Source organism: Mesorhizobium sp. M0626, from assembly GCF_040320665.1.
Lineage (GTDB): Bacteria > Pseudomonadota > Alphaproteobacteria > Rhizobiales > Rhizobiaceae > Mesorhizobium.
The window spans coordinates 17,731-44,102 of record NZ_JAMYQD010000035.1; the positions used below are offsets into that span (position 1 = coordinate 17,731).

A 26,372-nucleotide genomic window follows, 5' to 3' on the forward strand; every position below is an offset into this window, starting at 1 on the left:
TGGGGGACACAATACTGGCGCGTCGGGTGCTCCAAGTTGTGTCGCAGCCTCCCAGCATCCAAGTTGGCCGGTATCCTGATTTAGCAGGATGGTCGCGGAACGTTGTTTCCCCGGCGCGGATCGTGAACCGCTGGGTTGCGGCCACATCATCGGCTACCGCTACTGTTCAAACAATGCTTGCGAGCGGCACTGCGCTCATGGCAACAAGCAGGCCAATCGTCATTTGCCATCTCTGTTCCTGGATGCCTGCCATTATAGCCACAGTCGTTCAGGACGGAATCGGCGCGGCGCAAGATCGCCTTGGATAGGCAGTAACAACCCTCGGTCGTCTGAGTTTTTGTAGGCTGAAATGGCTGGCTTGAGTGTGACACGCATTGGGCCAATGGTCGGCGGCGGTCGAAATAACGGGGTGAGGTCTGATGAGCAAAATTGCCTTACTTCCTCTGGCGACGTATCCGGAAGCGAATTCCACCAAAATCGCATCAAACGCAATCGCGGTGGTCAAGCACGTTGGTGCCGCACTTCATGCATTGACGATCAATGTCGATATTCCGGGTATTTCCAATCCGGTTTCGCGATACTTGATCGATCTTCCCGAAATGATCCGGGAGACAGAAGCGACCAGCCGCAAGCATGGGCTCGATTTGCTGGAGGCATTGAAAGCTGAAGCGGCACGCGTCGGATCGCTCCTCACAACCGAGGAGATTGCTGTTCAGCCAGCATCTATCGGCGATGTTGCGGCAACTCAGTCACGCTATTTCGATTTTGCTTTGATTGGGTTGGAGCCAAATAACCAGACTGCGCGCATGACCGTTAATGCGGTCCTGTTTGGTTCGGGTCGCCCAACCATAATTCTGCCGGAAGACGCAAACGTTGGTGCAATCGATCATGTCATCATCGCTTGGGATGGTAGCCGCGTTGCGGCCCGGGCCGTTGCCGATGCGCACGCGTTTCTGCAATGTGCCTCAAAGATAACGGTACTGACAGTGACAGACGAAAAGTCGCTGCGCGATATTGGCGAACGCCTCGCCCTGAGCCTGAGAAAGCGTGGCTTTCCCGCTGAGGGGATCTCAATCGACCTCGAAGATCGCCCCATTGGCGTTACGCTTCAGGCGCGCGCTGTCAGCATGGGCGCCGATCTGCTTGTTATGGGTGCATACGGCCATTCCCGGATGAGAGATTTTGTCGTGGGTGGAGCAACCAAAAGCGTTCTTGGCGATCTGCGCCTGCCTGTCCTTTTGTCGCACTAGAAATCTGCCCGAGAGTTGTCGGCGGCGGGTTGGCTACTACGATTGTGCCAGCGGCGCACTGTATCAGGTTCTAAACTAGCCCAAGACGAAACTGCCGGATTGCTCGTGAGTTGCCGATTGTTTTGCCTTCGATATCGAACTCGACCTGAACCGGGAGCATAGCCGTTCGCGGCACCTACGATTGATTCCTGCCCCTGCCAGAGGCCGACAATGACGGTCCGCCTTTGGTGCCCATCACGTCCGCGCCTGCAACCACTTGAGGCCGAACTCGCACAGAGCCAGAAGTCTGGGGCTGAGCGAACACTAGATGATATTGGCAGTCTCAAACGTCAAGACGGGCATCTCGCAGAGGCACACTGCTTGCATTTGGCGAACGTCTATCGATATCAGAACGAAGTAAACTGGCACGAAGGCGCGCTCATAAAAAGCGCCGAAATTGCCTGTCGTGTGCGAATGGCTAGGCGAGGTATGGTGTGTGCCGATAACCATGCGGTTTGAAAACCGGGACGGATGGTCTATGCAGCGCGTCGTTCTGCAAACCACATATTTGAAGGACAAGGTGGCGTTTCGCACGCGCCTTTACGGCTTGACTGACTAGAACGAAATGAGCCGTCATTTCGTTCTAACCTATTGTTTTGGCGCATGATGTTATCCAAAAAGTCTGCAACTTTTTGGCATCATGCTGAAGGGGTGAACGAGAGCCATGCTTGATCCGATCGTGAATTTCTTCACCCGTATCTTCCAATGGATCGGCCGCGGCATCGGCCTCGTCATCGGCGCGATCCTGTGGCCGTTCCTCTGGGCTGGGCGCTGGTATACGCAGCGCGGCTGGATCCTGAAGGCTGTGGTCGGCCTCGCGCTTCTGGTTCTGATCGGCCTCTACGCCAATTTCTTCTACGCCACCCAGTGGTGGAACAAATTCGATCCCAACTACGTCGACAAATACACCTTCGAGAACCGCAACATTTCCGCCGGCGAACAGGTCGCCGCCGGCGCTGGCACCGAAACCGCCAAGACCTGCGGCAATTCAGGTATCGCCCAGGTCGCGGCCGACCTCACCGATTTCAACGTCAACCAGAATGCCTGGATCTCGTCGATGATCCTCTACAAACTCGGCCTGTTCGGCATCGACTGGGACCACACGCCGTTCATGGACAACAAGGCCTCGTTCCAGCGGGGCATCAACCAGGCGGTGCGGCGCACCTCCACCGAGCTTGCCGACAATCTCGGCCGCGTGCGCACCACATCGCAGATCGACACCGACCTACAGGATGCGCGCGGCAATCTGCAGTTCGATGAGGAAACCTGGTATTTCGGCCTCAACCCGTTCGGACCCAAGACGCCGACGCCGAGCTATTATCGCGGCGCGGTTCGCAAATTGCGCTCCTTCAATGCTCGGCTGGCCACCTGCCAGGCGACGTTCGATGCCCGCGCCGACAATCTGAAACAGTATATCGACCGCATCTCCTCCGACATCGGCTCAACCTCGGCGATCCTCAAGGAACGCGCCGAGAACCACAACAATGGCTGGTTCGACTTCCGCGCCGATGACCGCTTCTGGTTCTCCTATGGTCAGCTCTATGCCTATTACGGGCTGATGAAGGGCGCCCAGGCCGATTTCGAGGACGTGATCAAGGAAAAGCACCTGCAGAACCTGTGGGACACCATGGATGCGCAGTTCGTCTCGGCGCTGCGCATCCGGCCCTTAATCATCGCCAACGGCCGCGAGGACGGCTGGCTGCTGCCGAATCACCTAACGACAATTGGCTTCTACATGTTGCGCGTGCGCTCAAACATGATCGAGATTAGCAACGTTATTGCGCAGTAACTCGCTGCCACCGACCCAGTTTTGTGAACGGTGAAATTCGCCCAGAACCGAATTTTCAGCACGCCTCCTGGGTGGGTGTCTTGACGAGTAATGGCCTTCATCCGGGAAACTGGTTGTGCTCGCAGGCCTGACCAAGTCCGCACCATCGCTACACGGATCGACCTTGCCTTTGCGGAACAGGAGGCGGTCGTGAGGTCCGGCTAAACTGCCGGGCCGAAGACCGAAGGCCCATGGCAGCTGTTCCCCCTGGCGCTGATGGGAAAACGCTACTGGATCAAGGCGGTCGATCGGCCGGATTTGGCAGCCACCAACGTGGCCGGCATTGTTGCTGCCGGGTTGCCGCAGGCTCGGCGCGCCATGCATCGGGTAAATATCGTCGTTGTTGGGGCCGAACTGGCCCATGCCAGGCCAGGGTTTTACATTCTGGCCAACTGGGAGCACTCCGCCGCCGAGCGCCTTTTAGATCACGACTGCACTTCGCGATGAGCGCCACGAGGTATTTGGAGAGGCCAATGGCCGCACCTGATACCGTCACCCCTTGAAAGCTGGTATCGACGTTATTTTGGGGAACCAAGATTCCGGGATTACGGACCTATGATCACTTATTTCCAGGCGATCGTTTTGGGGCTTTTGCAGGGTTTCGCCGAACTCTTTCCGATTTCGAGCTTGGGACACACCGTTCTGATCCCTGCCCTGCTTGGCTGGCCCGTCGACCGATCGAGCGATGCATTTGTCGCCTTTTTGGTGCTGACGCACCTGGCGACGGCTCTCGTGTTGCTGGGCTTTTTCTGGCGCGATTGGCTAGGCATCATCGGTGGTGTTCTCCGCTCCCTCAAACAACACGAGATCCGCGCCGATGACACCTATGCCAAGCTGGGATGGCTTCTCATCGTCAGCACCATTCCGGCCGGACTCCTTGGGCTTCTGTTCGAAGAGCGACTGAAGCAGCTCTTTGCAGCCGCGACACTCGTCGCGGCTGTGCTCGTACTGAATGGCGCAATGCTCTATGTCGTCGAAGTGTTGCGTTCGCGCGGCGCGACTGAAGGTGCCCACGATGACGGGAAGCTTGCTGCCCTTTCATGGATCCAAGCCGTCATCATCGGCATCACGCAATGTTTCGCATTGATACCGGGATTTTCTCGCACCGGACTGACCATGAGCGGTGGGCTCGCCTGTGGGCTTTCTCACGAGAACGCCGTCCGCTATTCATTCCTGCTGGCCACCCCAATCATCCTGGCGGCTGCCGTGCTCAAGGTCCCCGATCTTTTCACAAATGGCGGCGCAGGATTGGGTCAGGCGGTTGTTGGCGCCTGGTGTGCTGGCGGAACCGCATTTCTTTCAATTCGCTTTCTGCTCAAATACTTTGAAACGGACACGCTCAAGCCATTCGCGTACTATTGCATCGGCGCTGGAGCCGCAGCCTTGCTCTATCTGGCGCTTTAAGCTTTCTTGGGGTCGCTCCGAAACCATGCGAACGCGAACAGCGCAAGATGTTCGCCACGGCGGTCGCGCGAATAGTGGAACAGCGCGGCGGGCGTATCGGCGCCGCCGAAGGGCCGGTCGTCGCGGACATAGACTCACAGCCTGCCGATATCGGTCTTGCCCTTGGCGAGGACCGGCACGTTGTGTCGTAGCCGTGCAATCGGTCGGCGGCGAGAACATGAGCCTCGATCCGGCGATAGAGGGGCATGAGCGCGAAAGTGGCCGCGCCAACTTGGTCGGCGAGCGTCGACAGGCTCAGTGGCACGCCCTCGCGAGCGAAACGTTCAGCCTGGCGGGTTAAGCGTTGATGCTGGCCGTACTTGTCGAACAGCAGCATGGCGAGCAAGCCAGGACCTGCCCAGCCACGCGGCACGACATGGAACGGCGCACGCGGCTGGGTGATCGTCACAGTTCCGGCACGAGAACTTCTCGCGCACCGTCTGGATGACCTTCCACTGACGCGGGATCACCTCCAGTGTCTCGGTCACGTCCTCGCCGAGCTTCGAAAGCCGCGTCCCGCCGCAAGTCGGACACGAACATGGCGCGGGGGATGACGATGCGCTCACGTGTCAGATGCTCGGGAAACGGCTTCTTCACTGGCCGTTTGCGCTCGAAGCTCGAAGGCGGTGACACTGGTCGTCCTGGTCGCCGCCGCTTCGGCGGCAAGGTCAACTTCGCTGGCTGTGGCCTCGAGTTCCTCGAGTTGCAATTCAAGTTGGTCCAGGAGCCGGCGGCTGCGCTCGGCGCTGGGGCCATACTGCTCGCGCCTGAGCTTGGCGATCTGCAGCTTGAGGTGCCCGATCAGAGCTTCCCTGGCCGACGCCTTAGCCCTCGCGGCGGCAAGTTCGGCGCCCATCGAAACAACCAGGGCCTTAAGCGCTTCGACATCGTCCGGCAGGGGCTAAATGGCGGCTTCCATGACCGAAATGAATCAGCACACTGTCTCTCGGTGCAACCGAAAAATGCCGCTTTGGCTGAGGAAATCCGTGTCCTATCCCGCGCTCACCGGACGCCAGCTGTACTGCGGGTTGCGCCAGTCAATCCCGTCGAGCAAACACGCCAGCTGAGCGCTCGTCAGCGACACTGCACCGTCTTTCACCTGGGGCCAAATGAAGCGGCCCTTCTCGAGCCGCTTGGCATAAAGCGACATACCGATCCCGTCATGCCAGATGTCTTTACCAGCGATCCGGCGCGTCCGCGGAAAACGTAGAGATCACCACCGTGGGGATCGCGCTTCAGGTGCTGCTGCACCAGCAAAGCCAGGCCCTGCATGCCCTTCCTCATATCGGTGTGACCCATCGACAGCCACACCCGCGCGCCCGGCGGGATCACCGCAGTGCCTTTACCACTGCCGTAACCAGCGTGGGCGTCGCTCCCGCGAAGATGCTCACCCGGCCGCCCTTTACCACCTCCACGACAATAGCCGGCCGGTGCTCCAGTGGATGGCCGACGTCGTCATCGACAACCACCGCCTCTGTAAGGCACGGGTCCGGGACGTGCTCGCACAGCTTGCGCGCCACGTGTAGATCAGCGGCGTCGAAACGTCATGCCGCTGCGCCACCTGCGTCACACAGGTCTCGGCGAAAACGCCTCCTCCAAAATCTGGCGCCGTTCCGCCTCGTTCCACCGCCGCCGACGTTCGGGGCCTGTGAGCAACGTGATCTGACCCATCAACTGCTCCTAAGTGCGCTCATAAGAGCACGCTTAAGACCACTCGTTCATCACCCGAACAAGGCGCGACACGCCGGATGGATACTCAAAATGCACCCCACCGGTCAAAAGCGGAAACAAGCCGATCGACGACGACAACACCCTATGCCGCCAACGTCACAACATCGAGAACATGTTCGCCAAGCTGAAGGACTAGCGGCGCATCGCGCCCAATTTGACCGCTACGCACACACCGTCTTCTCGGCAATCTGCATCGCAGCCGCCGTCGCCTTCCGTCTTAATCAATGAGCCTGATGCTAGCTGGCCTGTTAACCATCGACGTGACCCGATTTCGTTCGATCGGGCATTGCTCCAATCCTAGATTAGCCCGCGCATCGTGAGTTCAGCCTTCAAATAGGCATAATAGATCGGCGCGGCGACAAGACCCGGCATACCGAACCAGGCCTCCATGAAAACCATCGCCAGAAGAAGCTCCCAGGCACGCGCGTTGATCCGCGTTCCAATAATCTTGGCGTTCACGAAGTATTCGAGCTTGTGAATGACGATGAGAAAGGTAAGCGAGCCGAGCGCTGCAAGGAAGGAGATGCTGAGGCTGACAACGACGATCACGGTGTTGGAGATCAGATTGCCGATGACCGGCAGAAGGCCGGCGACGAAAGTCAGCGCTATCATCGTCCTGATGAATGGCAGATCGATTCCGAAGGACGGCAAAACAGCGACGAGATAGATCGCCGTTAGAAATGTATTCAACGCCGAAATCCGAATTTGCGAGAACACGATGTTGCGAAAAGCCTTGCTCAGAATTTTGACACGATCCGCCAGCGCGATCGCCAGTGGGCCGGGCTCGCCCGATGGCGCCGCCGAGTTCACCGCGATCAAGCCGCCGATCACCATGCCGACGATAATGTGGACCACCAGGACGCCGACATCTCGCCCGACGAGTTGAAGCTGGCCGGCATGTTCGCGGAGCCACCGGGCCGCGAAGACTTCCAGTTCCTCGATATTCGACGGAAAATAGGCCATCGCCCAGGTCGGGAGATGGACACGCGCGGTATCGATGATCTCGGCCATCTTCTTGAGGAGCGTCACGACGTTCTCCGAACCGCCAGTCAATTGCGACACGCCGCTAAAGATAGCGGCGGCTATCAGGAGCGTGAAAATCAATGCCACCAAGGTCAACGCAAGGCTTTTCGTCAGGCTGTTGGAGACGCCGATTCGATGGAGCATCGGTGCGGCGAAATGAACGAGGTTGAACACGAGAAGGCCCGAAAGCAGTGCCGGAAGTAGGCCGAGCTCGAGAACGGCGACCAGCGCTATAATTGCGAGCAGGCACGACGCGACATAGAACCGTGAGAAAGGCAGCACTTTTCACCTGCTGAAGCAGCCAAGTCCTCTCCGGGTTTCCATTAGCTTTGATACCCGGTGATGCGCAAGCGAACACGCACCCAATACGTGTGTGAGGCTAGCCGCCTACATTTCTTGCCGGTTTGCAGCTAGATGGTTGTCGTTCATATTTTGATCCGTGCGGCACGGTCCATGGTCGAATTGGCATGTGCGCCTTCGAACCGCTCGTCTTCTGCCGACAAGGCGTGAATCAATCGTCGCGAACGGCAGCAAGAGACATGCGGCCATCCTGCGCGATCATTGATTTAATGCCGAGCGAGCCGGCGTCCGCTGGGTAATTTGCTGGCCATGACCTTGTCGATGCGTCTGCCGTCAAGATCGACGACTTCAAACCGCCAGCCGTCCGCTTCGACCGTTTCGCCTGTCGCCGGCAAATGGTGCATGTGCGACAGGATGAAACCGGCAACTGTTTCATAATCGCGATTTTCTGGGAGCTCGATGGCAAGGTGATCACACATCTCGTCAACGGGCATATACCCGGCAAGCAGCCATGACCCATCCTCGCGCTGCACGGCGGCCGTTTCTTCCTCGGCTTCCAGATCGGCACGGAACACGCCTGTGATCGCCTCAAGGATGTCGGCCGGCGTCACAATGCCCTCGAAATGACCGTACTCGTCGTGGACCAGGGCCACAGGCACCTGTGCTCCTTTCAGTGTTGTCAGCACATCAAGCGCGTCCGCCTGGTCGTGCACGATCGGCGCATTCTGCAGGTGACGCCTGAGATCGACCTTCTGCCCATTGAGCATGCCCGCCAGTACCTTGCGGATCTGCACGACGCCGATCATTGCATCGACCGTACCTTCGGCAATCGGCAGCAGAGAATGCTCCGTCTCGATGATCGCCTTGCGCACTCTCGTTTCTTCCCAGGTAATGTCGATCCAGTCCACATCGGTGCGTGGTGTCATAACGGCGCGCACCGCCCGGTCTCCCAGACGCATGACGCCCGCGATCATCCGGCGTTCGTCTGCCTCGATGGTCCCGTGATGCTCGGCTTCGGCAACCAACATTTTGATCTCCTCATCGGTGACTTTTTCCTGGGACTCGCCTTTCTGACCTAAGAGCCACAGCAAACCACGACCGGAGAAATCCAGTAAGAACACCAGCGGTGCGCCAATTTTCGCAACGATGGTCATCGCCGGAGCTACACGCATTGCTATGCCCTCCGGATTGCGAAGTGCAATCTGCTTGGGAACAAGTTCTCCCACGATCAGAGAGGCATAGGTGATGACTGCCACTACGATACCGACACCCAAGGCGTCTGCAATGTTGCCGGGCACGCCGCTAGCGGCCAAGACAAATGACAGGCGCTCGCCCAGCGTAGCGCCTGAGAAGGCCCCGGAAAGCACGCCCACCAATGTAATCCCTATTTGGACAGACGATAGGAATTTTCCGGGATCGGCACCAAGCGCCAGCGCACGATTGGCACCCTTCAGGCCTCGTTCGGCCATACCTTTGAGCCTAGCCGGTCGCGCCGAGACAACGGCTAGTTCCGACATTGCAAGCAGGCCGTTGATGCAGATCAGGACGACGACGGTCGCGAGTTCAATGTAAAGCATAGCGAACGTTTAGCATCTGGGAAGCGGGAACGAAAAGGTGCATTCGACCACTATGTTGCAGCGATCCGTAGCAAGGACCGACGGCAGATACACCAATGCGACTGCTTGAGCGGAAGGTCGGACAAGCTCGTACTACTGAACTTGGTGCGCTAAGCCTGGACGGACGGGACCGATCATAACGTTTAGGGTGAAAAGCAACCTTCCAAGGGCGGTACGCTCGATCAACGCGAGACTCGTGTTCGAAGATTCGCAAGGCAACAGGTTGGCCGAGATGCCGGTCCCGCGAACGATTTGCTGGCGTCAGCACCAGCATAGTGACCGATACGTCACACCCAGGGCGCGATCATGCCCGGCGATCGCGGTCATGCGTTGACAACCGGCGTGCCACGCTGATCGAGCTTGATTGGTTCATACGGGAACGGGCGGCGAGCGTGGGTGTATCCCCTGCTCATCGGGGGGCGACACATGAAAAATACTAGGCACGCGCTCATGGCGCTGACCGCCCTTGTCCTGGTGTTTGCCAACGGATTGGGCCTCGAAGCCCTCGCGAAGGGCCTCACCGTCGTTCCTCCCGGAAACCGGTTCGAGCAGCAGCCGCCGATTCCCGCAGCGTCAGCGAATAGGACGCGCGCCTTCAAGACAACTTACGACGCCAAGTACCACAAGATTCTGGCGTTGCTGAGTAACGATAAAAAGCTCGTGCAACAGATCAAGGATACGGCCGCTGCCTATGGTATCGATCCGATCCACGTTGTCGGCGCGCTTGTCGGCGAACATACCTACAACGTCAGCAGCGTTGATGCGGCGCAAACCTACTACGTCAAGGCCCTGGCATACGCCAACGCGGATTTCGAATTCCGCTACAAAGGCATTTCGCTGCAGTCGTTTGTCAATCGCCCGGAATTTTCCGGCTGCACCCCTGCCAAAGGGAGTTCGGCACTGTGGAGCTGCCGAACCGACGTCTGGAACACACAGTTCCTCGGAAAAACTGTCGGCAATGTCGCCTATGAGAACGTGACCTTTCAAAGGGCGTTCTTTCAACCGTTCTTCGCCGGCCAGACGTTCGGGCTTGGCCAGATCAGCCCTCTGGCGGCGCTGGAAGTGACCGACCTGGTCAATCGGGTGAGCGGCTTTGAAAAGCTCTCACCCGATCGGCCGCAGGCAATCTACCGCGACATCATGGATCCGAAGCGCAGCGTGATCTACACGACCGCCATCCTGCGGGAGGCGATCGACGCGTATGCCGAGGAGGGGTTCGATATTTCCGGGAATCCGGGCATTACAGCAACGCTCTACAATGTCGGCCAGCCGCAACGTCGCGCAGCCGAACTTCGCGAAGCTGCGGCAAAGGGATCCGGACGAAAGCTGCCGGTGGAGAATTACTACGGCTGGTTCGTAAACACCAAACTCGATGAATTGCGAGCCCTTCTTGACGGTCAAGGGTGAGCAATCAACGCTGGCCGCCGCGCGGTTAAGCGCGTTGGCAGACCATCACCCGCAGGTCAGGCGCCGCGCAGACGGAGCAGAGCCCGACATTGGTGGCGAAATTCGGAAGGCGGCATTTTCTAGAGTTGGCCTAAGTGCCATTCGAGCACCATTGAACTCAGAACGTCCCGCGAGAATGTCAACGCGACGAACCCCCCCGGCAGTCCAATATGACTATGGCAAGTTTATCCGCATCTCGACCCGCCGGTTGACCGGGTCGTAGGGATCGGCGACTCTCGGATGGCTTTTGCCCTCGCCAATTGCCCTGATGCGTGACGGTTCGATTCCGTTCGATAGGAGGAATGCCGTCACTGATTGCGCCCGTCGTTCCGAAAGTCCTTGATTGTAGATAGCCGAGCCCGAGGCGTCGGTGTGGCCTTCGACGATGAAGTTATGCGCCCTTAGACGGTTGTCTTTCAGCGCCTTGGCAAATTCGCCGAGTTTTGTTCGCGCCTCCGGCTGCAACTCAGCAGAATCGAGGCTGAAATTGATCAACATGTCGAGGCCGGTTGGCACTGACGCGTCCGCTTTGCTCTTGCATTCGTCTTCAGTGCCGATGCATATTCCACGCGACGGGCCCAGATCAGTCGCATTGCCGAAAAACTTGACGATGTCTTCTGACGTTTGGACAGGGTCGGCAAACGAATTTGAAGACGCCAGCACAGTCGCCAGCACCAAGAAAGAAGTGCCTATCCGCATAGCGGCCTCCAGCATGGAAATCGACGTCACGATTGGATAATTCCCAAAATAAATCCGGAGCGCGTGCCGGGTCAACCACACTATGGTTGCGACAAGCCGAGATAAGTTACTCATTCAGCTGTTTCAGGGTGACAATCAGGGTCTTTGTGACTGCTGCCACTCCGCTGCCGGCGCGGTCAAGGATGCGAGAGACCAGCCGGCGCCACGTTTTCCTAGTGCTGCTGGGCTTTCACAGCTCGCGACCGCTTCCGTCGGAGGACGCCAGCCTCGAATTCGAGATCAGGCGCCAAGGCAGCGAGACGCTGGAGCCGCTGCAGGTCTCGACGGTGCCGCGCGCCTCGCCGGGCGACGAAGTCGACGGACCTGCGCACCCTTTCTGCCGCCGCCTTCCATGTGCCGGACAGCCAGGGCCGTAAGGCGATCCGCTCAAACAAGGTTATTCGCGCCCAGTTGCGCCATGTCGGCCGGCTGGGTGACTATCTCTCGGAAAAGCGCGATGCCTTGCTTGCCCTGGGGCGCGCCATCGATTTCGCGTCCGCGATGGCCGGGGACTGGGGCGACGAGAAGGTAGCGTCGCGAATGAACGGCCTGAAGCAAGACGTGGCTTCGCTGGACGATTATGAGGTCCATCTCTCCGATAAGGTGCAGTTCCTGCTCGATGCCATGGTCGGGCTGATCGGCATCTCCCAGAACGACATCTTCAAAATCCTCACCATCGTCTCGATCGTTGGCATTCCGCCGACCCTAATCGCGGGCATCTACGGCATGAACTTCAAGACCATGCCCGAATACGACTGGGCCTTCGGCTACCCCTATGGACTGGCCATGATCGCTTTCAGCGCTATCATTCCGTTGGTTGGTTCAAGTGGCGGGGTTGGTTCTAAATATCGGGATTTGTCGCCTTGGTAGGGGTGAAGCAGGAAACCAACGTATGAGGCTCGACGAGATCACGCAAGCGACCATCGCTTTTATGCGGGCGCATGAGGCATGGGGCATTCCGCTCGTGACCATGCTGGCCTTCGGCGAATCGCTGGCCTTCATCTCGCTCTTACTTCCCGCGACCGTGATCCTCGTTGGCATCGGTTTTCTGATCGGCGAAAGTGGGATCGCGTTCTGGCCGTTGTGGCTCGCCGCTATCGTCGGCGCGGCACTTGGCGATTGGCTGTCTTTCTGGGTTGGCACGCGGCTGGGAGACCGGGTTTCGCACTATTGGCCGCTGAAGCGTTACCCAGATCTGCTTCCGCGTGGCCATAGATTCTTCGAACGCTGGGGTGGGCTTGGGGTGTTTATCGGCCGCTTCTCCGGTCCGTTGCGGGCATCCGTTCCGCTGGTTGCAGGTATCTGCGAAATGCGCGTCCTGACATTCCAGATCGCCAACGTCTCCTCGGCGATCCTCTGGGCGACAGGGATACTCGCGCCCGGTGCGTTCGGCCTCAAATGGCTGCAGGCTTGGATGTAGGCGACTCACGCCGGGCGAGCAGCTTGTCGATCCGCCTTCCAAGCAGTTACCCTTGAAGGCGCGGTAAGCCGCTCGCCCCGATCAGTGCACAGTGTCGGCCTTAGCGATTGCCCCTGGCCACCCGCCGGAGGGCCGGGTGGCACCCACATGGCCGAACCTCGACAACCGTCGCTAGAAAATGGCGATTTCGCCGAACTTTTCGACCCATAAGCCCGACCAGAGACGTGTATGCTGCATGCTTGGTCCTTGAGGATTGCTAATGGACAAGCCAGCCAAAGCGCTACTGTTCTCATATTTGGTCAAGCCGCACTTTCGGTTAAAATCGCCGGATCGCCTTCTCTCTGAAGCGGAGTTTGATCTTGCCCGGATAACTGTGGAGGATTTTCGGTTCGTGACCAGGGAGATGACCACAAATGTGGCGGAACTGCCCGCTGAAATCCGCGGTCGCAGTACCATTCTGCGGCGTTTGCTATCGGAGAGAGACTTGTTCAACGCGGGACGCCTCTTGATCCCGAGTTCGGGCCTGAGAGTTCTCGCGCGGATGCTGGATTTCGACCCTATTCACCCCGCCGTGCTTTTGACGTGCGGTAACTACCGTTGGGCCGGGGATCGGCTCCCGAATATCGCTGCTGTGTTCTCGCTAAAGGGGCAACCTCCTTTGACTGGGACCCCTTGGCGATTTCGGGACGACGCCGACGTCTCCCTCTCGGAATATCTGAAAGGTCTCGCGATCGCGGTACATGGAACACCGGTGCGGCGGAGGGAGGTCATTAAATACGTCGCGGATAAGAAGGCCGCGCATGTTTCGGATCATCGGAAACACTTGAGCGAAAAAGCAATCGACAGAGCGTGGCCTCACATGTCGATCACAATTGAAAACCAAGGAAAGGAAAAATTCAACTTAACATGGTATATCTTGAGCTTCTTGCCGTTATTCAGGCGTTGAAATCGAGCGAGAGCATCACCCACTGCATCACTAGAATGGATAAGTGGCTGAGATCAGCCGAGATTGTCTATCCGGAAGGAGCCCGACACGAGAATGTCAACCTGCCCATTGAACCGCTTTAGCGACGGAAAATCGGCGCTGCGCCCAACAGGCATCGCCGGAACAATCTTCATTGCCGCCCAAGTCGGTAACGTCGCGCGACATGGCCAACCGCGGCCGGCCAACGTGTTTGGGGATGCAGCGGCGCGGACATGGAGAGGCTGCTAGTCTCGTTCCCCACGCCTCTGGACCAAGCCTTGGAGATGCCGACCTTTGAGGCGAAGGCGAAGCCGACAGCCGCGCGCATAACCGGCGTGGGGTTCTTCGACCGCATCCATGGCGCCACCGGCACCTCATCGCTGAACGGCTTGAACTGCACCAGATCCTGAAGATCGAGTGGCTGTAGCGACGAAGACTCTGGCGCGGGATGCCAAGGCGCCGCGGGGGCAGACGTTGCCCAGGCTTAGAGCGGCGACGCTTGGCTAACATGCCGGCGTCCAAGTCTCGCAGCTCGGAAGTTTCACCCTGACGGCTCTCCCAAAGAGTCTCGAAGGGGCGATGAAGCGGGGCCAGTTCATCCCCGGGACGAAATCCGACATACGTCGATCAAGCCTGCCCCAGAGCAAATACATGCGCCCCGACGTCCTTCACAAGTGCCAGCAATTCGGGCTGAGGCGTGACCCAGAAAGTTCGAAAAGCTTCCAGGAACCCCAGCCAAATTGGATGCCTCGTCAACGACACATCCCCACCAGCTTGTGCAGCTGCCGCAGACGCGGCCGTTTCCGCAAGTAAATCAAACGGTTGCCTGAACATCGCGCGGACCTCGCCGCGATTCCATTCGCAGTTCGACAGCACCAGATTCAAAAGCCGTTTTTTCTCATTTGGGGCCTGGTGAGTGAACATTTGGCTGGCGTTGCGGGCCAGTTCGAGCAGTTGGATTCCATCATCCATGTATGATTCCTGCGCCTCGCCGTGGCGCTCGATCTCACGCATTAGACGCGTCTGTTCGACGCGCCATTGCGCCGACATGCGGTCATAGAAGGCATTGTCGATGCGGCCGTCGAGCTTGTCCAGGTACATAGCGTTGAGGCGATCTTCGAGACGCTTGTACTGAGTCTGACACCGCTCAATCGCCTGTTCCTGCTCCCGCCGCTCGTCTGCATGGCTCGCCTTCAACGCGTCCCGTACCCATTCCAGCACCTCCTCATCGAAATGGAGTTGGTCCAGGAGCCCCGCAAAGGTCTTATCCAGCACCTCCTCGCGAACATATTTGCGGCGACAGTCGGCATAGCCGCCCCGGCCTTTGTCGGCATGTCCCGTGCAGTGGTAGTAGATGTATTTCCCCTTCTTGACCTCCGCCACGACCGCACAGCCGCAATCAGCGCAGGTCATGAGGCCCGAGAAGGCGAATTCATAACCATAGGAATGGATAGGCGTCGCATGCCGGCCTGCCAGAACGCCCTGGACCCGTTCCCAGAGGTCGATCGATACCAGCGGCTCGTGCTTGCCCTGGTGCAGCCTGCCATTCCATTGAAACAGGCCCGTATAGAGCCGATTGCGCAAAATCGTATGCACGGTGCTGACCGGTACCGGATTGCCGCTCTTTGGATGGATGAGGCCGTCGCAATGCGCCGCCTTCGTGAGCGCCTTGAGTGAATACAGGCCAGTCGCGTACCGCTCGAACAGCTTGGTGACAACCGGCGCAACCACCGGGTCCGGCTCGATGACCTTCTTGCCGTTCTTCGCCGTGACGTTGAGATAGCCGAGCGGCGCCTTGGACGGCCAGATGCCCTGCTCCGCCTTTTCCATCTGCCCTTTCCGGGCTTCCTCAGAAAGGTTGTCGATGTAGTTTTTGGCCATCAGCACCTTGATGCCATGCATGAACTTTTCCGAGGATCGAGAGTCGCGCGACAGCACCACGCCCTCCTTGGCAAGGTGGATCTCGACATCGAGTTCGTCGAGAGTCACCCAATCCTTGAGGTTGCGGTAGAGGCGATCGGTCTTCTCGACCAGGATGACGCGTACGCCAGGATGCTTGCGCAGATATTTGACCATCTCGCCGAAGTTGGTCCGCCCGGTGTTCTTGGCGGTCTCGACATCAACATATTCCTCAACAATGCCAAACTGCCGCTGAAGAGCATATTCTCTCAGCAACTTGCATTGCGCCGGGATCGAAAAGCCTTCTTTCTCCTGCTCTTTTGAGGACACGCGCGCATAAAGCAGCGCTTTCACCAAGCTGCCGGGCTTCGCCTTCGGTGCTAGTCGCTTGTCGATCAGCTTCATCTCCGCTCCTTCGCGGTCACGAAACGGCGCGTGTGATTAACATGTCGCCCGGTCAGGACTGGCCACAACGTGCGAACCTGCAGTCGGCCGAACCGGTTCTCTCGTGTCATTTGAGACGGGCAAGAGTCATAGCGCGATATCAGGCGCGGGTCAGTTCGGCTCAATCCATCTTGTGCCATTCGGCAAGGATGCGAAAAAACCCGCTGACGTTTTCCACGATCTGGCGCGCATCTTCCTTGGATAGCGAACGACCGGTGCGTGCCTCGAAGAGTTGAACGGTTCGCTCGAGAAAGGCGTCGTCGACAGCGCGCGTCCGAGAAGATGGGCCGGGCTCGATCTGCCGACCGGCATCTCTGTGTGTTGCCTTCATTGCACTTGCCCGGTTTCGAACGCGCGATTGCGCGGTCAGAGCAAGCATCGTCGAAATCTGCGTAATCTCGCATGACCGTTATGTACGCTCCCGTTTCCTTTTCTACTTCCGTTTCGCTTCCGGGGGTCATTCCGGGGTTCTGGCACTCCCAGCGCCTGCTAAACAACGAGGCTGTGATGAAAGGAGCACTCCCGACCTTCGAAAAGGAAACATCTAACAAACCGGCGTTCGACCGGGTTGGGTCCGGCAGACGCTACGCTCTCCTGCTTTGGGTCTACGACTGCCAGTGCCTCCCCCAATGCGGAGATCAAGGCCGACACACGGCTGCGCACCCGTGGATGAAGTTGCACCAGCCCTTCAATCAGGCGTCGGCCTTCCGCGCTGGCAATAAGATTGATGCGCTCATCGACCGGTAGCGTGGGAACGTCACGGTCAGTCTCATTGCCCGGTAGGCCTCCGAAAAAACGGCTGACCGGGACGGCCAGTGAACTAGCGATCTCGTAGAGCATGGAGGCACTCACGCGGTTTTTCGCGTTCTCATATTTTTGAAGCTGCTGGAAACTGATGCCTATGGATCGGGCAAGCTGGGCCTGCGATACGTCCGACTGCACGCGAACCGCAGCGATCTGCCTGCCGACATATTGATCAGCAGGGTGCGGGCTACTCTCGGTTCCATGGTTTGCCGACGCGCTGAAGACGCGGGGGCGTCCTGGCTCCGCAAATGCCTTTCGGAACTGCATCAGTCGCTCCATGTGGAGAGAGTTTGTCTCGGTAAGCCCGGGCGAAAATCACCAAACCGCCGAATGATCGCGATTTCGGAACCTTAGTGCCGAGGTTTCAGCTCGTGACTTTCTGCTCCCTGATCCGAGCTATATCGTCCAAAGCCGAGCGGATCTGTGGCCACGGGGATTCACCGTCGTGTAGCGAATACTCCCCTTCCCTAAGCACTGCATCTAGCTTAGCGGCTATACCAGCCAGTGACGTAGCAGGAACCTGGGATAAAAGTTCGAGCAATGCCTGCGCGCGCTCGGCAGCTTCGCACTCCGTAAGTAACGATGTCGAATAACCAATCTCCCTACCGGCGGCATCCCAGCGCGCCTGATGGGCTACGATTTCGGTTTCAGCCCGAGCGCGGGCTACTGTGTTCGCCGGACGAACACGCAGCAATTCTTGGAGGGCTCCAAGAGAGTGAACGGTCACGCTCTCGCCGTCGGACAACTTCACTGTCGTGCAAGGGAAACCAACGGTCTCGATAAGTACCCTCTCCAACCGCTGCTGCTGATTGCAAAGTTGTTCAGTCTCCTCCCAAGCCGCCTGCCATCGTCTCCACACCGACACAGCAGGATCAATGGCGTCATCACCCTCCAAGTCGCTGCGAGCAAACGATGTAGCCTGTGTCGCCGCCATTGCGATTGCTGTTCCCGCAAGCACCTTCCTGCGCGTGACGAAAGGCAAAGTCGTGTTATTGTCGGAATCAGCCATGATCCGAGCTCCCAGAAGCTTAGGCGTGGTCAGGCTAGGCATGGTGCGTCAACACCGCGTCTAGCCGCGCCCCAGACCAAAGGCCAAGGGTATCCACTGATACCTTTGGATCATAACGCAATGATCTAAAGGGATCAAATAGAAATTGGTAACAGCAGCACAAATGCGAGCGGCTCGAGCATTGATAGCTCTCTCACAATCGGAGCTTGCCCGTAGGGCTGGTGTTTCTATTCCGACGGTAAAACGATGTGAGAGCGACAGTGAGCGCGCCGCCGTCGTCTCCGATGAAACCCAGGACAAAATCCGTGCTGTTCTTGAGGCCGAGGGTGTTGAATTTACGAATGGCAATCATCCGGGCGTGAGGTTGCGGCGACCGTGATCGACTACGAATGAAGTAACGTCTGGTGGGATGGCGTCGAGTTGGGGCGAGACGCGTAGCGGCCAATCAGACGAGTTGCGAAATGGCCGCAACGGGGCCGGGCAGCGGCCTGGCAGCTTTTGCTTCAGGTTGAGCAAAGCTGACGCTCAGAACGTAGAGCTTGCACTCACGACTATCTGCACATACGGCAATCGGGCGCGTGAAATGTTGGGGCTCCTGCACCTTATTCGCCGCGCGTCGGTTTGCCCCGTTTGCCGGTTAAACTCGCACCTCTTTCTTCTCGTGGCTTTACAGAACCCGCCCTCTTGTCCTTCCCTGCGGACTTTCGCGCCTTAGTGGCTGCCTTGACCGTCTTAGTGTCGAGGCCACGCAAGGTTAGGTCGATGCCGACGACCGCCAGATCCTCTACATTGGGGTGTTGACTGAAAATCACGGACCAATGCTGGCGAAGTGCTGTGAGCAGGGCCTCGAAGCTCTCGGCTTTGCCACCGCCAGGTAAATCCCAGCTTTTCTTTGTACCGATATAAACGAGGAGAAAGATGCCCCTACTGGAGCGGGCATCGCGCAAATAGTCACCGCCGAGTTGCACCTCCATGCGCTCGAACAGATGCGGACCCGTCCAGTTGTCAGCGACCTTAAGCTCGACGGGAACCGGAGCGTCGAACTTCGCGCCTCGAAATCTCAAGTCGGGCCGCTTGGCGTCGGCCAATTCCTCTTCAGGCGGGATGCTATATCGGCCCCCAGCCCTGCCGCGAAGCCAGCCCCCAATGAATTTGCGGAATTCGGTTTCTTGATCGGTGCCCTGCAGGATCGAAGCGATGCTCTCATCCCCATGCTCGAGATCGTGTTTAAGATCCTCGAGCCGCTCGACGCCGAAATACCATAGGTCGCGGTGATTAGCTGGTGTCGCGACCCTGGCATCGTTGAACTCCTTGACTTGGCTCGGCTTCCAGGGAGCAAAATCGGCATCGAGGGTCGCCTTGGTCTTGGCGTGAAACCTCATCCACGGCCGAGATCTCGCGGCAGGGTGCGTGTGTTCCATCTCCACCAGCGCGAGATAGGCCTCTTTGCCCGGGGTCTCGCGGATGAAGGTGAAAAGTGCGTTACGGGCGTCCTGTGCATCGTCGCGGAGCCCTGGCGAGTACACGCCCTTCCCAGCACGCTCGATGTCATCTTCCTCGCGAATGTACCTCGTCATCAGAAGATATAGCGTCTTCATGTGCTCGACAGTGCGGTAGGCGAGCCGCGCTCGGCCTTCCTGCCGCCGCCCTCCTAGTAACGATACGACGAAGCGAAGGGCGAGATTGGTCTGTTCAACAGGATCGTTCAATGCCGCAAGACGGGCAGCGAGCGCCGGGATTGCCGCGTCTGGGTCAACGCCGGCCCATGTGGCAAACCAGATCGGGCTGAAAACCGGATCGTATTTCGCGCTTGCCTTTTGGGCCGCGATCTTGGCCAGCTCCACGTCGGATACCGATGAGCCCTGAATGATCGACAGAAGGTAGCCGAGGTTGCGCGGATTGACCCGTTTGCCCTTAAGCGTGGGCAACAGGGCTGTGGCGATCTGATCGCAGGCCCATCGGCCATGCCATGCCATGTTGTACAGGACGTAGTGGCTTTCACCGTCGCTGGTCTCATTCGTCAGTTCGTGGCGGATTTCCTTCAGCAGGACAGCGCCGACCTGCTCGGGAAACGCCCCGTAGAGGTCTGGCAGCCAAGCCGGAAATCCGTTCAGCTCGGCAAGCGCGTATTGCGCCGCCTTTTCGGCCTCGGCTCGACTCAAGCGCTGGAGCCATTCCTCCTCCTCGCGCGCTTCGATCGCGAGTCCGGTTAAACCGAAGATCACCGCGGAAGGGGTCTGATTGGTCGAGGCCCCCTGTGACTGGGTCCGAGGTTGGTAGTCGCGCCAGAACCGCACCGCGGCATCGCGGAACGCGCTGGCTACCGGCTCGCCGTAAGCCTCGATCAGCGAACGCCAATTGCCCTCGGTCCAGTGGTTGTTGTTGTCGTTGGCCGACAATCGCATCCGCTCATGCAGATAATGCTGATCGTGGGTGTAGATGCCTGGCTTGCCCGGATCGCGGATATGATCGACGCGTTCGGCTAGGAGCATCTTGTCTCGCTCCAGCCGCTTATCTCGGGCCACCGATATCCGCGCGTCCCGACGCTTCCACTGCGCCTCCTGCCTGCGATATTTCACCAGCTCGCCAGCAGGAGGATGCAGCAGAGCCTCCAGCTTCGAGCGCAAGGTTTCCTCTTTGTCGACGAGACGTTTCAACCGCTCGCGCCACTTCCGCGGACGCCCGCCAGCGACGAACAGACGGAATGCGAGGGTCAGCGCGATGAGGCGGTCGTCAGGTAGCGGCCGATTGGCGATGTCGTCTGCGATGATATCGAAGCCGGTTGGATCAAAGGCCCAGTAGCTACCGAAAATCGACACATGCCAATAGTCGGTAAGACGCTCGTCTTTCTCGCGCTCCCGCCACGCGCGCTCCTGTGCGACGGATTGCCAGAACACGCTATGGTTGAGGTCCGCCCATCCCTTCACGAGGTCCGGCAACCCTTTGCGGATGTCCTCGAAATCGTGGCGGCCATAGTCGCTCGCAATCGGGAGCAACCGGAGCGCCGTCAGAGTCGCCGACGACAGCGCCGCAGGGTCACGCGCCTCAATCAGCCACATCGCCACGCGCGCAGTCGTCGAGGCCAGCCATCCATATTGCTGCGATATCTCACAATGCCGACGCTCGGCCACTGGCTCGCGTTGAAGGAGGCACACCAGACCCTCCATGAGCGGTCCGAGCAGTGCGAGCGGGAGCTCGTTGACGTAGCGCGCAAGAGGGTCATTCAGCGGATCGACCTGATGCGGATCCTTGGTTGCCGAGCCTTCAAGCGCCTCTATGAGCCAGGCGATCGCCTCCGTCGTGTAAGGCAGATCGACCAGCAGCTCGCCGAGCCAGTCGCGGGACAGCGATGGTCCCTCTCCCACGAAGTTCCGGCGCACTTCCGCGACATCGGTCGGGGTGCCGACGGTGAGGACTGCCCGGATCGCCGCGATGCGGGTATATTTGGCGCGCGAGGTGAGCGCGAAATGCTTGGCCTTGTCGGCCAGCGCCTCGAGACCACCCTGAAAAACCATTCGCAGCAAAAACCAAGTGATGTCGTCATCACCGGCATATCGGTCGAGCAGCGCGCGTATATCGTCGGCAAGATCGGGGTTGGCGAAACGCTGCACCGCCTCATAGTCCATGACGCTGCGACCCTGCGCAGGCTGCGCAAGCTGCTCACAGGTTTGGCACAGGATACGGCGCCTCGTCTCGAGCGGCAGCTTACTGGGATCGCCGCCCTCGAACAGGATCTCCGGTGCCATATCCACGACCTTGTTTAGGATTCGGCGGTCAAGCACCGCAAGCCACGGCAGCACAGGCCGCATCGTCGGCACGATCACCTCGATGCCATATTGCTTGCGGAAGAACAGGCTCTCGATCTTCGCGCGCGATCCTTCGTCAACAAGCAGCGAATGGAGCCACTCGGCGGTCAAATATTCTCGGACCGAACGATGATGGAAACGCACAGTCCCGTAGATCCCGGGGTCGAAGATCGGACGGCTGAGCAAGGTTGTGCAATCCTGATCGTTCCAATCAGTCAGTACGTCCTTGATCGGCAGGCCCTTCGCATTCTGATGCCCGTCGGGAACCCGGATCGTGGATTCCTGACACAGAGTCGTGGCCGCCGCGACCAGTCGGGCACCTTCGCGAACTCGTTCAATGGAGATAGGTCGCGCATCGGCGCGGTCCTGGTCGCGCTCCTCCAATCGCTTGGCGATGCTGCTCGTCATCAGATCGAGACGTGACCCGATACTCTGGTGATCGTTCCAGAACTCGATCGTCTCGGCGAGATCAAGCGGCCGCGTGGTGAACGACCACGCCTCGGCACGATCGACCGCCTTTCTGAAGGACTTCAGATCCACGACGCCCTTGGCATGGGCGAATGTGTCGACTTGGCTTCCATGCAGATCCTCCAAGGTCACGATGCGGAACGGCCCTTTTTTGCTGGGCCGTTTGATGGTCCGATCGGGCGCAATGGCATATTCCCCCTGGAATTCGGGCTCGTCTTGTGTAGCCGTGGCCGGAATCATCCAGGGCAGATTATTCCTGCACAACAGAAGGTCAGTCGTCGGCCGCCACGCCTCTGTGCGGCCCGTAATGACGATGTGCGCATGCTGGAGAATGCGCTCGATCTTTCTACCGATCTTGCGGATTGCACGCTCGAAGTCCTTGGGGTCACGCAGGCGCGCCTCGTCGATGGAGTCGAGAAACAACCAACCGGGTTCGCCCGATGCGATCCACGCTTCGAATTCCTCGAGGCTCCCTTCCTCGAAGCTGGTCTCGAGATCCTCGACCACATGCTCAATACGCAGAAAGAACGCCTGCTTGCCGTCTTGCCGCTGGCGTCGGCAGACGTGCCGTATTTCCTCAGTCTTGCCCGATCCTGCCTCCGCCAGCATGATGACTCGAGGTTCCTTCAGAAGATCGGGCCAGCGGGTCGGTGTCTGGCGCTCCCAAAGGCGCACCATTTTCGCCTCATCGCCCTCATCATCGGAGATGGCGAGGTCGCGAAAGGTGCGATCGAGCTCAATGAAATTGTCGAGATCTCTGGACATGGCCTGAATGTGTCGTCATTGCTGCGATCGGTCTCAATATCATCCTCGTGTCTCGACGGTAACTACGTCGAGGCTTGTGAGCGCCTTGCATTTAGCTCGATGTAATGTGATTCATCCGTGACGCTGTTGGTGAAGGGAGGGGGATGATTGACGGCCTTCAAGTTGCGAGTCGGCGGCGTTCTGGAACTTGCCGAAGCTGGATGAACGGCCGGAATGAGGCGCATACCAGACATTCACACCTGACCATCCGCGCCGGTCAGATCAACCCTTCAACATCGTCGATTGAAGAACGGCCTGGGTATGCTCTGCGAGGTCGAGTTCGCCGCGCGCCTCGATCTCCAAAAGATATCGGGCCTTGGCCAGGCGATCCCCTTCCCCGACGGCAGGATAGCCGCAGATGGCGAGAAGCACCCTCTCCTCTTCCCGGCTGGCTCTGGCGGGGTCGTCGCTGCCACCGCCTATCTCGTGCAGAGCTTTGCCGAACTCAGTATAGGCTGTCTTGTGCGCCTCAATCAGCGCTCGCAGATAACTGGACGGCTCTTGGTCTCGGCTCGGCGGCTCTGCGCCGAGCGCCGTTGCCGTCATCGACGAGGCGACGACTGCGCTGCCGGAGTGGAGGAGCAAGGCGCGGCGGTTGATCCTAGACATGGCAACCTCTCCCAATTGCTTGATGGCGATAAGGCCAGTGGCGTAAAAACCATCAGACCGTAACACGACGATTTGCGTATTCGTGTCAGGATGGCCAGATCTCTGGCCGTCGAGAGCCCGTGCGGCAGGGCGATGCACGGCGCCTGCATCTCGGAAAGGATGCCGCGTCCGACCGCCCTGAGGAAGCTTCGATTTGGGCGCGGGCTTGTCGCGACCGGGCGCTTCCATTGGGGCGGTGAAGCCTATGTATCCGCCGTGCGGAGGATGGCGCCAGCCGACAAGCCTGCGCTCGGCTGCCATCCTATGGCCGGAGCTGGCGACGTCGGCTCTACGGGCCGAGGTGAAACCCCTCTGCTGCAGCGAGCCGTTCGCCGATCGCGGGCTAGATCGGCGAGGTTCTAACGTGGTCTGTCCAACCGCTCGTTATCTACTGACGAGCGGCGACCTCAAGAACAGTCTCAGACCACGCCCTCCTTTCCCGGCCCAGCCCCCACAAAGGCCAGTCGGGCTGCCGCACATCGCACTAAGCTACGGACGAAGAACGAAAATCAACGATCTTGGGAGGTGCAGGGAAAACCCACACCTCGCGAAAATTGGGAATAACCTATTGGAATAACACGACCGCCACAGCCCGCACCTCGCGGCCTTTTATCTAGCCGTCTTAATCGGTCGTGCTAGGCGAGAATTTGTACGCATCGTCGTTTCTCCTTCCATCTACGATAATATACGAATTTATTCTCCACGCTACGTTTCCACGTTTTGGCGTCGAGTTCCGATGCGCCGAGCAGTCTTACGCGCTCTGCGACGGGTGTTTCGGCTGCACTGTGGCAGCGCTCGAACCGTCGTGGCGCACTTTTCCATCGGACTGGCGGAGCATCGTCACAGGCAATCGAGCGCGGTCCGGCCGTCTGTGGATCGGCGCGGCCGCAGGCAAGATAACGTGCGTTCCGTCGTTCCTGGTCTGCATCGGTCCTCATCCGCCAAGGCGGATCTTCGTGTTCAGTTGGCGTCGTTCACGTTGCTGACGCCCTGCGTTTCAACTGACGATCCCCTGCTCATCGATGGGCTCCGAGCAGCTTGCGGTCCTTGAGATGAGCGCGCTGGGCAGCGTCGGTTGGGCTTGCCGCCGGATCGCCGACGTAGAACGTTCCGTCGCTCCACATGGCGTGCATGATCACCGCCAGCTTGCGCGCCACCGCCACGCACGCCTTGCGATGGCAGGAGCGTTTGGCGATTTCCCGGCCCAAGCTTTTGCCCTTGTCCATGCCGCGGAGGCGCGTCATCAGCGCCGACGCCGCCTCGTAGAGCGCGCGCCGCACGGCCGCGTCGCCAGCCTTCGAGATGCGTCCCTGGACGTCGATCGATGTGCTCGACTGCCATCGCCGCGAGGTCAGCCCGAAGTAGGCGGCGACGTCACGCGAGCGGCGGAAGCGCGATCGTCGATCGCCGTCATGAAGGAGAGCGCCGTCACCGGGCCGACGCCGGGGATGGCCATGAAGCGTCGGCACAGCTCGCTACGCGCGACGATCTCACCACCAGATCGTGCAGCCGGCAATATTCCCGCCACTGAACGGCGCGCCCCCGACAACATGGCGTCCATCAACTCGGCTGACAGCGGATCGGCCGCGAGCACCGCCTGGTCGAAAGCGCCACGCGACGTGCCGCCAAGCTTGATGCCGAACGCCTTCAGCGAGTGCCGGAGGCGTTCTCAAAATCGACGAACTTGCGCTTCAGGTTGCGCCGGTGGGTCAGTAAAAGCCGCATCCGATAGCAATCCTGCGTCTTGATATGGGCCTGACGAAACCAGCCGGTGCGCATGATGTGGGCGATGCCGAGCGCATCGGCGGCATCCGTGTTGTTGCGCTGCGCCGACATCGCGGCGCCCACGTGCTGTGTCTCCAGGCAGATCGCCGGAAGGCCGCGTTTCAGAAGCTCGGGATTGAGCCAGGGCGACAGCGATCCGGCCTCGTGGCCGACGCGCCGCAGCCGCGCCACGAACGGCTTCAACACCACGAACAACGCATCCGGATCGGTCTCCACCTTGACCGTCAAATGCACCTCACCATGTTCGTCGACGACGGACACCGCAGTTTCGTCCACGCAACATCCAGTCCGCAAAAATATTCCATCAGCCGCCTCCTGCGTGGCTTGACAGGTGATTTCTTAGCAGTTGCCCTGCTGTACTTATATATACTACTCCACAACAAAGGTAATTTGAAACGGACTCAGCATTATGCCGCAGTCTCCATTCTCAGCGAAGACAAACCTGATACCTCCCTCCTCAAGAGTTTTTTCAATCGAGCTGAGTGTTCGTGGACCTATTGGAGTGCCAGCTTCCAATCGCGTGATCGTTGTCGGGGCGACCCCCGCAAGGCTGGCCAGCTCGCTTATTTTCAGTCCCAGCGCCGCCCGAGCCATTCTGCATTGGACACCTCGGATCGTCATTTCTCGTTGCCCCGGTGAACGAAAGTCCCTGGCAGAGATCATATAACTGCTATTCGCGCCATGGTTTCCCTTTCTGTTTTTTGAGAAGGCATAATCCGGCCATTTTGCCCGTCAGATCGTGTCCCGCGGCGTGGTGTAGCTGGCGGCATTAGTCGCCGTGCTCTCCGGCATGGGCCGGGCTGATCAGCGCGCGGCTGGCAGGCTGATCAGGGGATCATCGCTCATCTGGCTGATCGTTTCCAGAGTCATATATCTGGCCCGCTGCACTGCCCATTCATCGTTCTGT

The 26,372-nt window shown here is 59.0% G+C and carries 18 protein-coding genes and 4 pseudogenes; 9 read left to right on the plus strand and 13 right to left on the minus strand.

Annotated elements, in window-relative coordinates:
* Positions 1 to 419 precede the first annotated feature (419 nt).
* From NKI37_RS30440 to NKI37_RS30455, 4 genes and pseudogenes are all read left to right on the plus strand, one after another.
* Complete coding sequence (locus tag NKI37_RS30440) at positions 420 to 1,250, plus strand: universal stress protein (protein WP_023682867.1); 831 nt, start codon at positions 420 to 422, stop codon at positions 1,248 to 1,250.
* Positions 1,251 to 1,953: 703 nt separating this feature from the next.
* Positions 1,954 to 3,078: a DUF2333 family protein gene (locus tag NKI37_RS30445; RefSeq protein ID WP_352791559.1), complete on the plus strand. Its 1,125-nt coding sequence runs from the start codon at positions 1,954 to 1,956 to the stop codon at positions 3,076 to 3,078.
* 228 nt (positions 3,079 to 3,306) lie between these two features.
* Positions 3,307 to 3,564 (plus strand): annotated as a pseudogene (locus NKI37_RS30450) (CDP-diacylglycerol diphosphatase); the annotation flags it as partial.
* Positions 3,565 to 3,672: 108 nt separating this feature from the next.
* Positions 3,673 to 4,521 carry an undecaprenyl-diphosphate phosphatase gene (locus NKI37_RS30455; RefSeq protein ID WP_023706691.1) on the plus strand — a complete coding sequence of 283 codons (849 nt, stop codon included), beginning with the start codon at positions 3,673 to 3,675 and terminating at the stop codon, positions 4,519 to 4,521.
* A gap of 23 nt (positions 4,522 to 4,544) precedes the next feature.
* On the opposite strand, the pseudogene tnpC reads toward NKI37_RS30455, so the two are convergent.
* The 4 genes and pseudogenes from tnpC to NKI37_RS30475 form a co-directional block, all read right to left on the minus strand.
* A pseudogene (tnpC, locus tag NKI37_RS30460) lies at positions 4,545 to 5,416 on the minus strand (IS66 family transposase); the annotation flags it as partial.
* A gap of 135 nt (positions 5,417 to 5,551) precedes the next feature.
* Positions 5,552 to 5,892: pseudogene (tnpB, locus tag NKI37_RS30465) on the minus strand (IS66 family insertion sequence element accessory protein TnpB).
* Between the two features lie 696 nt (positions 5,893 to 6,588).
* The gene (locus NKI37_RS30470) at positions 6,589 to 7,596 is read right to left on the minus strand and encodes an AI-2E family transporter (protein WP_023706688.1); all 1,008 of its coding nucleotides are present in this window, start codon (positions 7,594 to 7,596) and stop codon (positions 6,589 to 6,591) included.
* A gap of 284 nt (positions 7,597 to 7,880) precedes the next feature.
* The gene (locus NKI37_RS30475) at positions 7,881 to 9,191 is read right to left on the minus strand and encodes a hemolysin family protein (protein ID WP_023807118.1); all 1,311 of its coding nucleotides are present in this window, start codon (positions 9,189 to 9,191) and stop codon (positions 7,881 to 7,883) included.
* Positions 9,192 to 9,680: 489 nt separating this feature from the next.
* On the opposite strand from NKI37_RS30475, the gene NKI37_RS30480 reads away from it, so the two are divergent.
* On the plus strand, positions 9,681 to 10,637 hold the full coding sequence (locus NKI37_RS30480) for a DUF1402 family protein (protein WP_023672572.1): 957 nt from the start codon (positions 9,681 to 9,683) through the stop codon (positions 10,635 to 10,637).
* A gap of 213 nt (positions 10,638 to 10,850) precedes the next feature.
* Here the strand turns inward: NKI37_RS30480 and NKI37_RS30485 are convergent, their stop codons facing one another.
* Entirely contained in the window at positions 10,851 to 11,375 is a 525-nt protein-coding gene (locus NKI37_RS30485; RefSeq protein ID WP_023682876.1) for an OmpA family protein, read from the minus strand.
* A 450-nt stretch (positions 11,376 to 11,825) separates the two neighbouring features.
* Between NKI37_RS30485 and NKI37_RS30490 the strand changes: the two genes are divergently transcribed.
* The 4 genes from NKI37_RS30490 (at position 11,826) to NKI37_RS30505 (ending at position 14,208) form a co-directional block, all read left to right on the plus strand.
* Positions 11,826 to 12,284 (plus strand): CorA family divalent cation transporter, encoded by a 459-nt coding sequence (locus NKI37_RS30490; protein ID WP_023807924.1) that lies wholly within the window; start codon positions 11,826 to 11,828, stop codon positions 12,282 to 12,284.
* A 22-nt stretch (positions 12,285 to 12,306) separates the two neighbouring features.
* On the plus strand, positions 12,307 to 12,834 hold the full coding sequence (locus tag NKI37_RS30495; protein WP_023672568.1) for a DedA family protein: 528 nt from the start codon (positions 12,307 to 12,309) through the stop codon (positions 12,832 to 12,834).
* A 259-nt stretch (positions 12,835 to 13,093) separates the two neighbouring features.
* Complete coding sequence (locus NKI37_RS30500) at positions 13,094 to 13,780, plus strand: hypothetical protein (RefSeq protein WP_023706683.1); 687 nt, start codon at positions 13,094 to 13,096, stop codon at positions 13,778 to 13,780.
* Between the two features lie 302 nt (positions 13,781 to 14,082).
* Entirely contained in the window at positions 14,083 to 14,208 is a 126-nt protein-coding gene (locus tag NKI37_RS30505) for a hypothetical protein (protein ID WP_280940137.1), read from the plus strand.
* A gap of 217 nt (positions 14,209 to 14,425) precedes the next feature.
* Here the strand turns inward: NKI37_RS30505 and NKI37_RS30510 are convergent, their stop codons facing one another.
* The 8 genes and pseudogenes from NKI37_RS30510 to NKI37_RS30545 all read right to left on the minus strand — a co-directional run bounded on the left by NKI37_RS30510 (position 14,426) and on the right by NKI37_RS30545 (position 26,128).
* Entirely contained in the window at positions 14,426 to 16,102 is a 1,677-nt protein-coding gene (locus NKI37_RS30510; protein WP_352460955.1) for a recombinase family protein, read from the minus strand.
* A 160-nt stretch (positions 16,103 to 16,262) separates the two neighbouring features.
* On the minus strand, positions 16,263 to 16,472 hold the full coding sequence (locus tag NKI37_RS30515) for a hypothetical protein (protein WP_023705513.1): 210 nt from the start codon (positions 16,470 to 16,472) through the stop codon (positions 16,263 to 16,265).
* Between the two features lie 158 nt (positions 16,473 to 16,630).
* On the minus strand, positions 16,631 to 17,212 hold the full coding sequence (locus NKI37_RS30520) for a helix-turn-helix domain-containing protein (protein WP_352791628.1): 582 nt from the start codon (positions 17,210 to 17,212) through the stop codon (positions 16,631 to 16,633).
* 97 nt (positions 17,213 to 17,309) lie between these two features.
* On the minus strand, positions 17,310 to 17,954 hold the full coding sequence (locus NKI37_RS30525; RefSeq protein WP_023705515.1) for a hypothetical protein: 645 nt from the start codon (positions 17,952 to 17,954) through the stop codon (positions 17,310 to 17,312).
* 602 nt (positions 17,955 to 18,556) lie between these two features.
* On the minus strand, positions 18,557 to 22,993 hold the full coding sequence (gene hyoA, locus NKI37_RS30530) for an NACHT domain-containing antiphage protein HyoA (RefSeq protein ID WP_352791630.1): 4,437 nt from the start codon (positions 22,991 to 22,993) through the stop codon (positions 18,557 to 18,559).
* A 261-nt stretch (positions 22,994 to 23,254) separates the two neighbouring features.
* A complete protein-coding gene (locus NKI37_RS30535; RefSeq protein WP_032906107.1) occupies positions 23,255 to 23,641 on the minus strand; it encodes a hypothetical protein in 387 nt (128 codons plus the stop codon).
* 1,055 nt (positions 23,642 to 24,696) lie between these two features.
* Positions 24,697 to 25,770: pseudogene (locus tag NKI37_RS30540) on the minus strand (IS110 family RNA-guided transposase).
* 64 nt (positions 25,771 to 25,834) lie between these two features.
* Positions 25,835 to 26,128 carry a helix-turn-helix domain-containing protein gene (locus tag NKI37_RS30545; RefSeq protein ID WP_348524363.1) on the minus strand — a complete coding sequence of 98 codons (294 nt, stop codon included), beginning with the start codon at positions 26,126 to 26,128 and terminating at the stop codon, positions 25,835 to 25,837.
* Positions 26,129 to 26,372: the final 244 nt, after the last annotated feature.

What these genes read in the sequence shown, in the direction of transcription:
- NKI37_RS30440 (WP_023682867.1), top strand. Translation starts at nt 420, where the DNA reads ATGAGCAAAATTGCCTTACTTCCTCTGGCGACGTATCCGGAAGCGAAT.
- NKI37_RS30445 (WP_352791559.1), top strand. Translation starts at nt 1,954, where the DNA reads ATGCTTGATCCGATCGTGAATTTCTTCACCCGTATCTTCCAATGGATC.
- NKI37_RS30455 (WP_023706691.1), top strand. Translation starts at nt 3,673, where the DNA reads ATGATCACTTATTTCCAGGCGATCGTTTTGGGGCTTTTGCAGGGTTTC.
- NKI37_RS30475 (WP_023807118.1), bottom strand. Translation starts at nt 9,191, where the DNA reads ATGCTTTACATTGAACTCGCGACCGTCGTCGTCCTGATCTGCATCAAC.
- NKI37_RS30480 (WP_023672572.1), top strand. Translation starts at nt 9,681, where the DNA reads ATGGCGCTGACCGCCCTTGTCCTGGTGTTTGCCAACGGATTGGGCCTC.
- NKI37_RS30485 (WP_023682876.1), bottom strand. Translation starts at nt 11,375, where the DNA reads ATGCGGATAGGCACTTCTTTCTTGGTGCTGGCGACTGTGCTGGCGTCT.
- NKI37_RS30495 (WP_023672568.1), top strand. Translation starts at nt 12,307, where the DNA reads ATGAGGCTCGACGAGATCACGCAAGCGACCATCGCTTTTATGCGGGCG.
- NKI37_RS30500 (WP_023706683.1), top strand. Translation starts at nt 13,094, where the DNA reads ATGGACAAGCCAGCCAAAGCGCTACTGTTCTCATATTTGGTCAAGCCG.
- NKI37_RS30505 (WP_280940137.1), top strand. Translation starts at nt 14,083, where the DNA reads ATGCCGACCTTTGAGGCGAAGGCGAAGCCGACAGCCGCGCGCATAACC.
- NKI37_RS30510 (WP_352460955.1), bottom strand. Translation starts at nt 16,102, where the DNA reads ATGAAGCTGATCGACAAGCGACTAGCACCGAAGGCGAAGCCCGGCAGC.
- NKI37_RS30515 (WP_023705513.1), bottom strand. Translation starts at nt 16,472, where the DNA reads ATGAAGGCAACACACAGAGATGCCGGTCGGCAGATCGAGCCCGGCCCA.
- NKI37_RS30520 (WP_352791628.1), bottom strand. Translation starts at nt 17,212, where the DNA reads ATGCAGTTCCGAAAGGCATTTGCGGAGCCAGGACGCCCCCGCGTCTTC.
- NKI37_RS30525 (WP_023705515.1), bottom strand. Translation starts at nt 17,954, where the DNA reads ATGGCTGATTCCGACAATAACACGACTTTGCCTTTCGTCACGCGCAGG.
- hyoA (WP_352791630.1), bottom strand. Translation starts at nt 22,993, where the DNA reads ATGTCCAGAGATCTCGACAATTTCATTGAGCTCGATCGCACCTTTCGC.
- NKI37_RS30535 (WP_032906107.1), bottom strand. Translation starts at nt 23,641, where the DNA reads ATGTCTAGGATCAACCGCCGCGCCTTGCTCCTCCACTCCGGCAGCGCA.
- NKI37_RS30545 (WP_348524363.1), bottom strand. Translation starts at nt 26,128, where the DNA reads ATGATCTCTGCCAGGGACTTTCGTTCACCGGGGCAACGAGAAATGACG.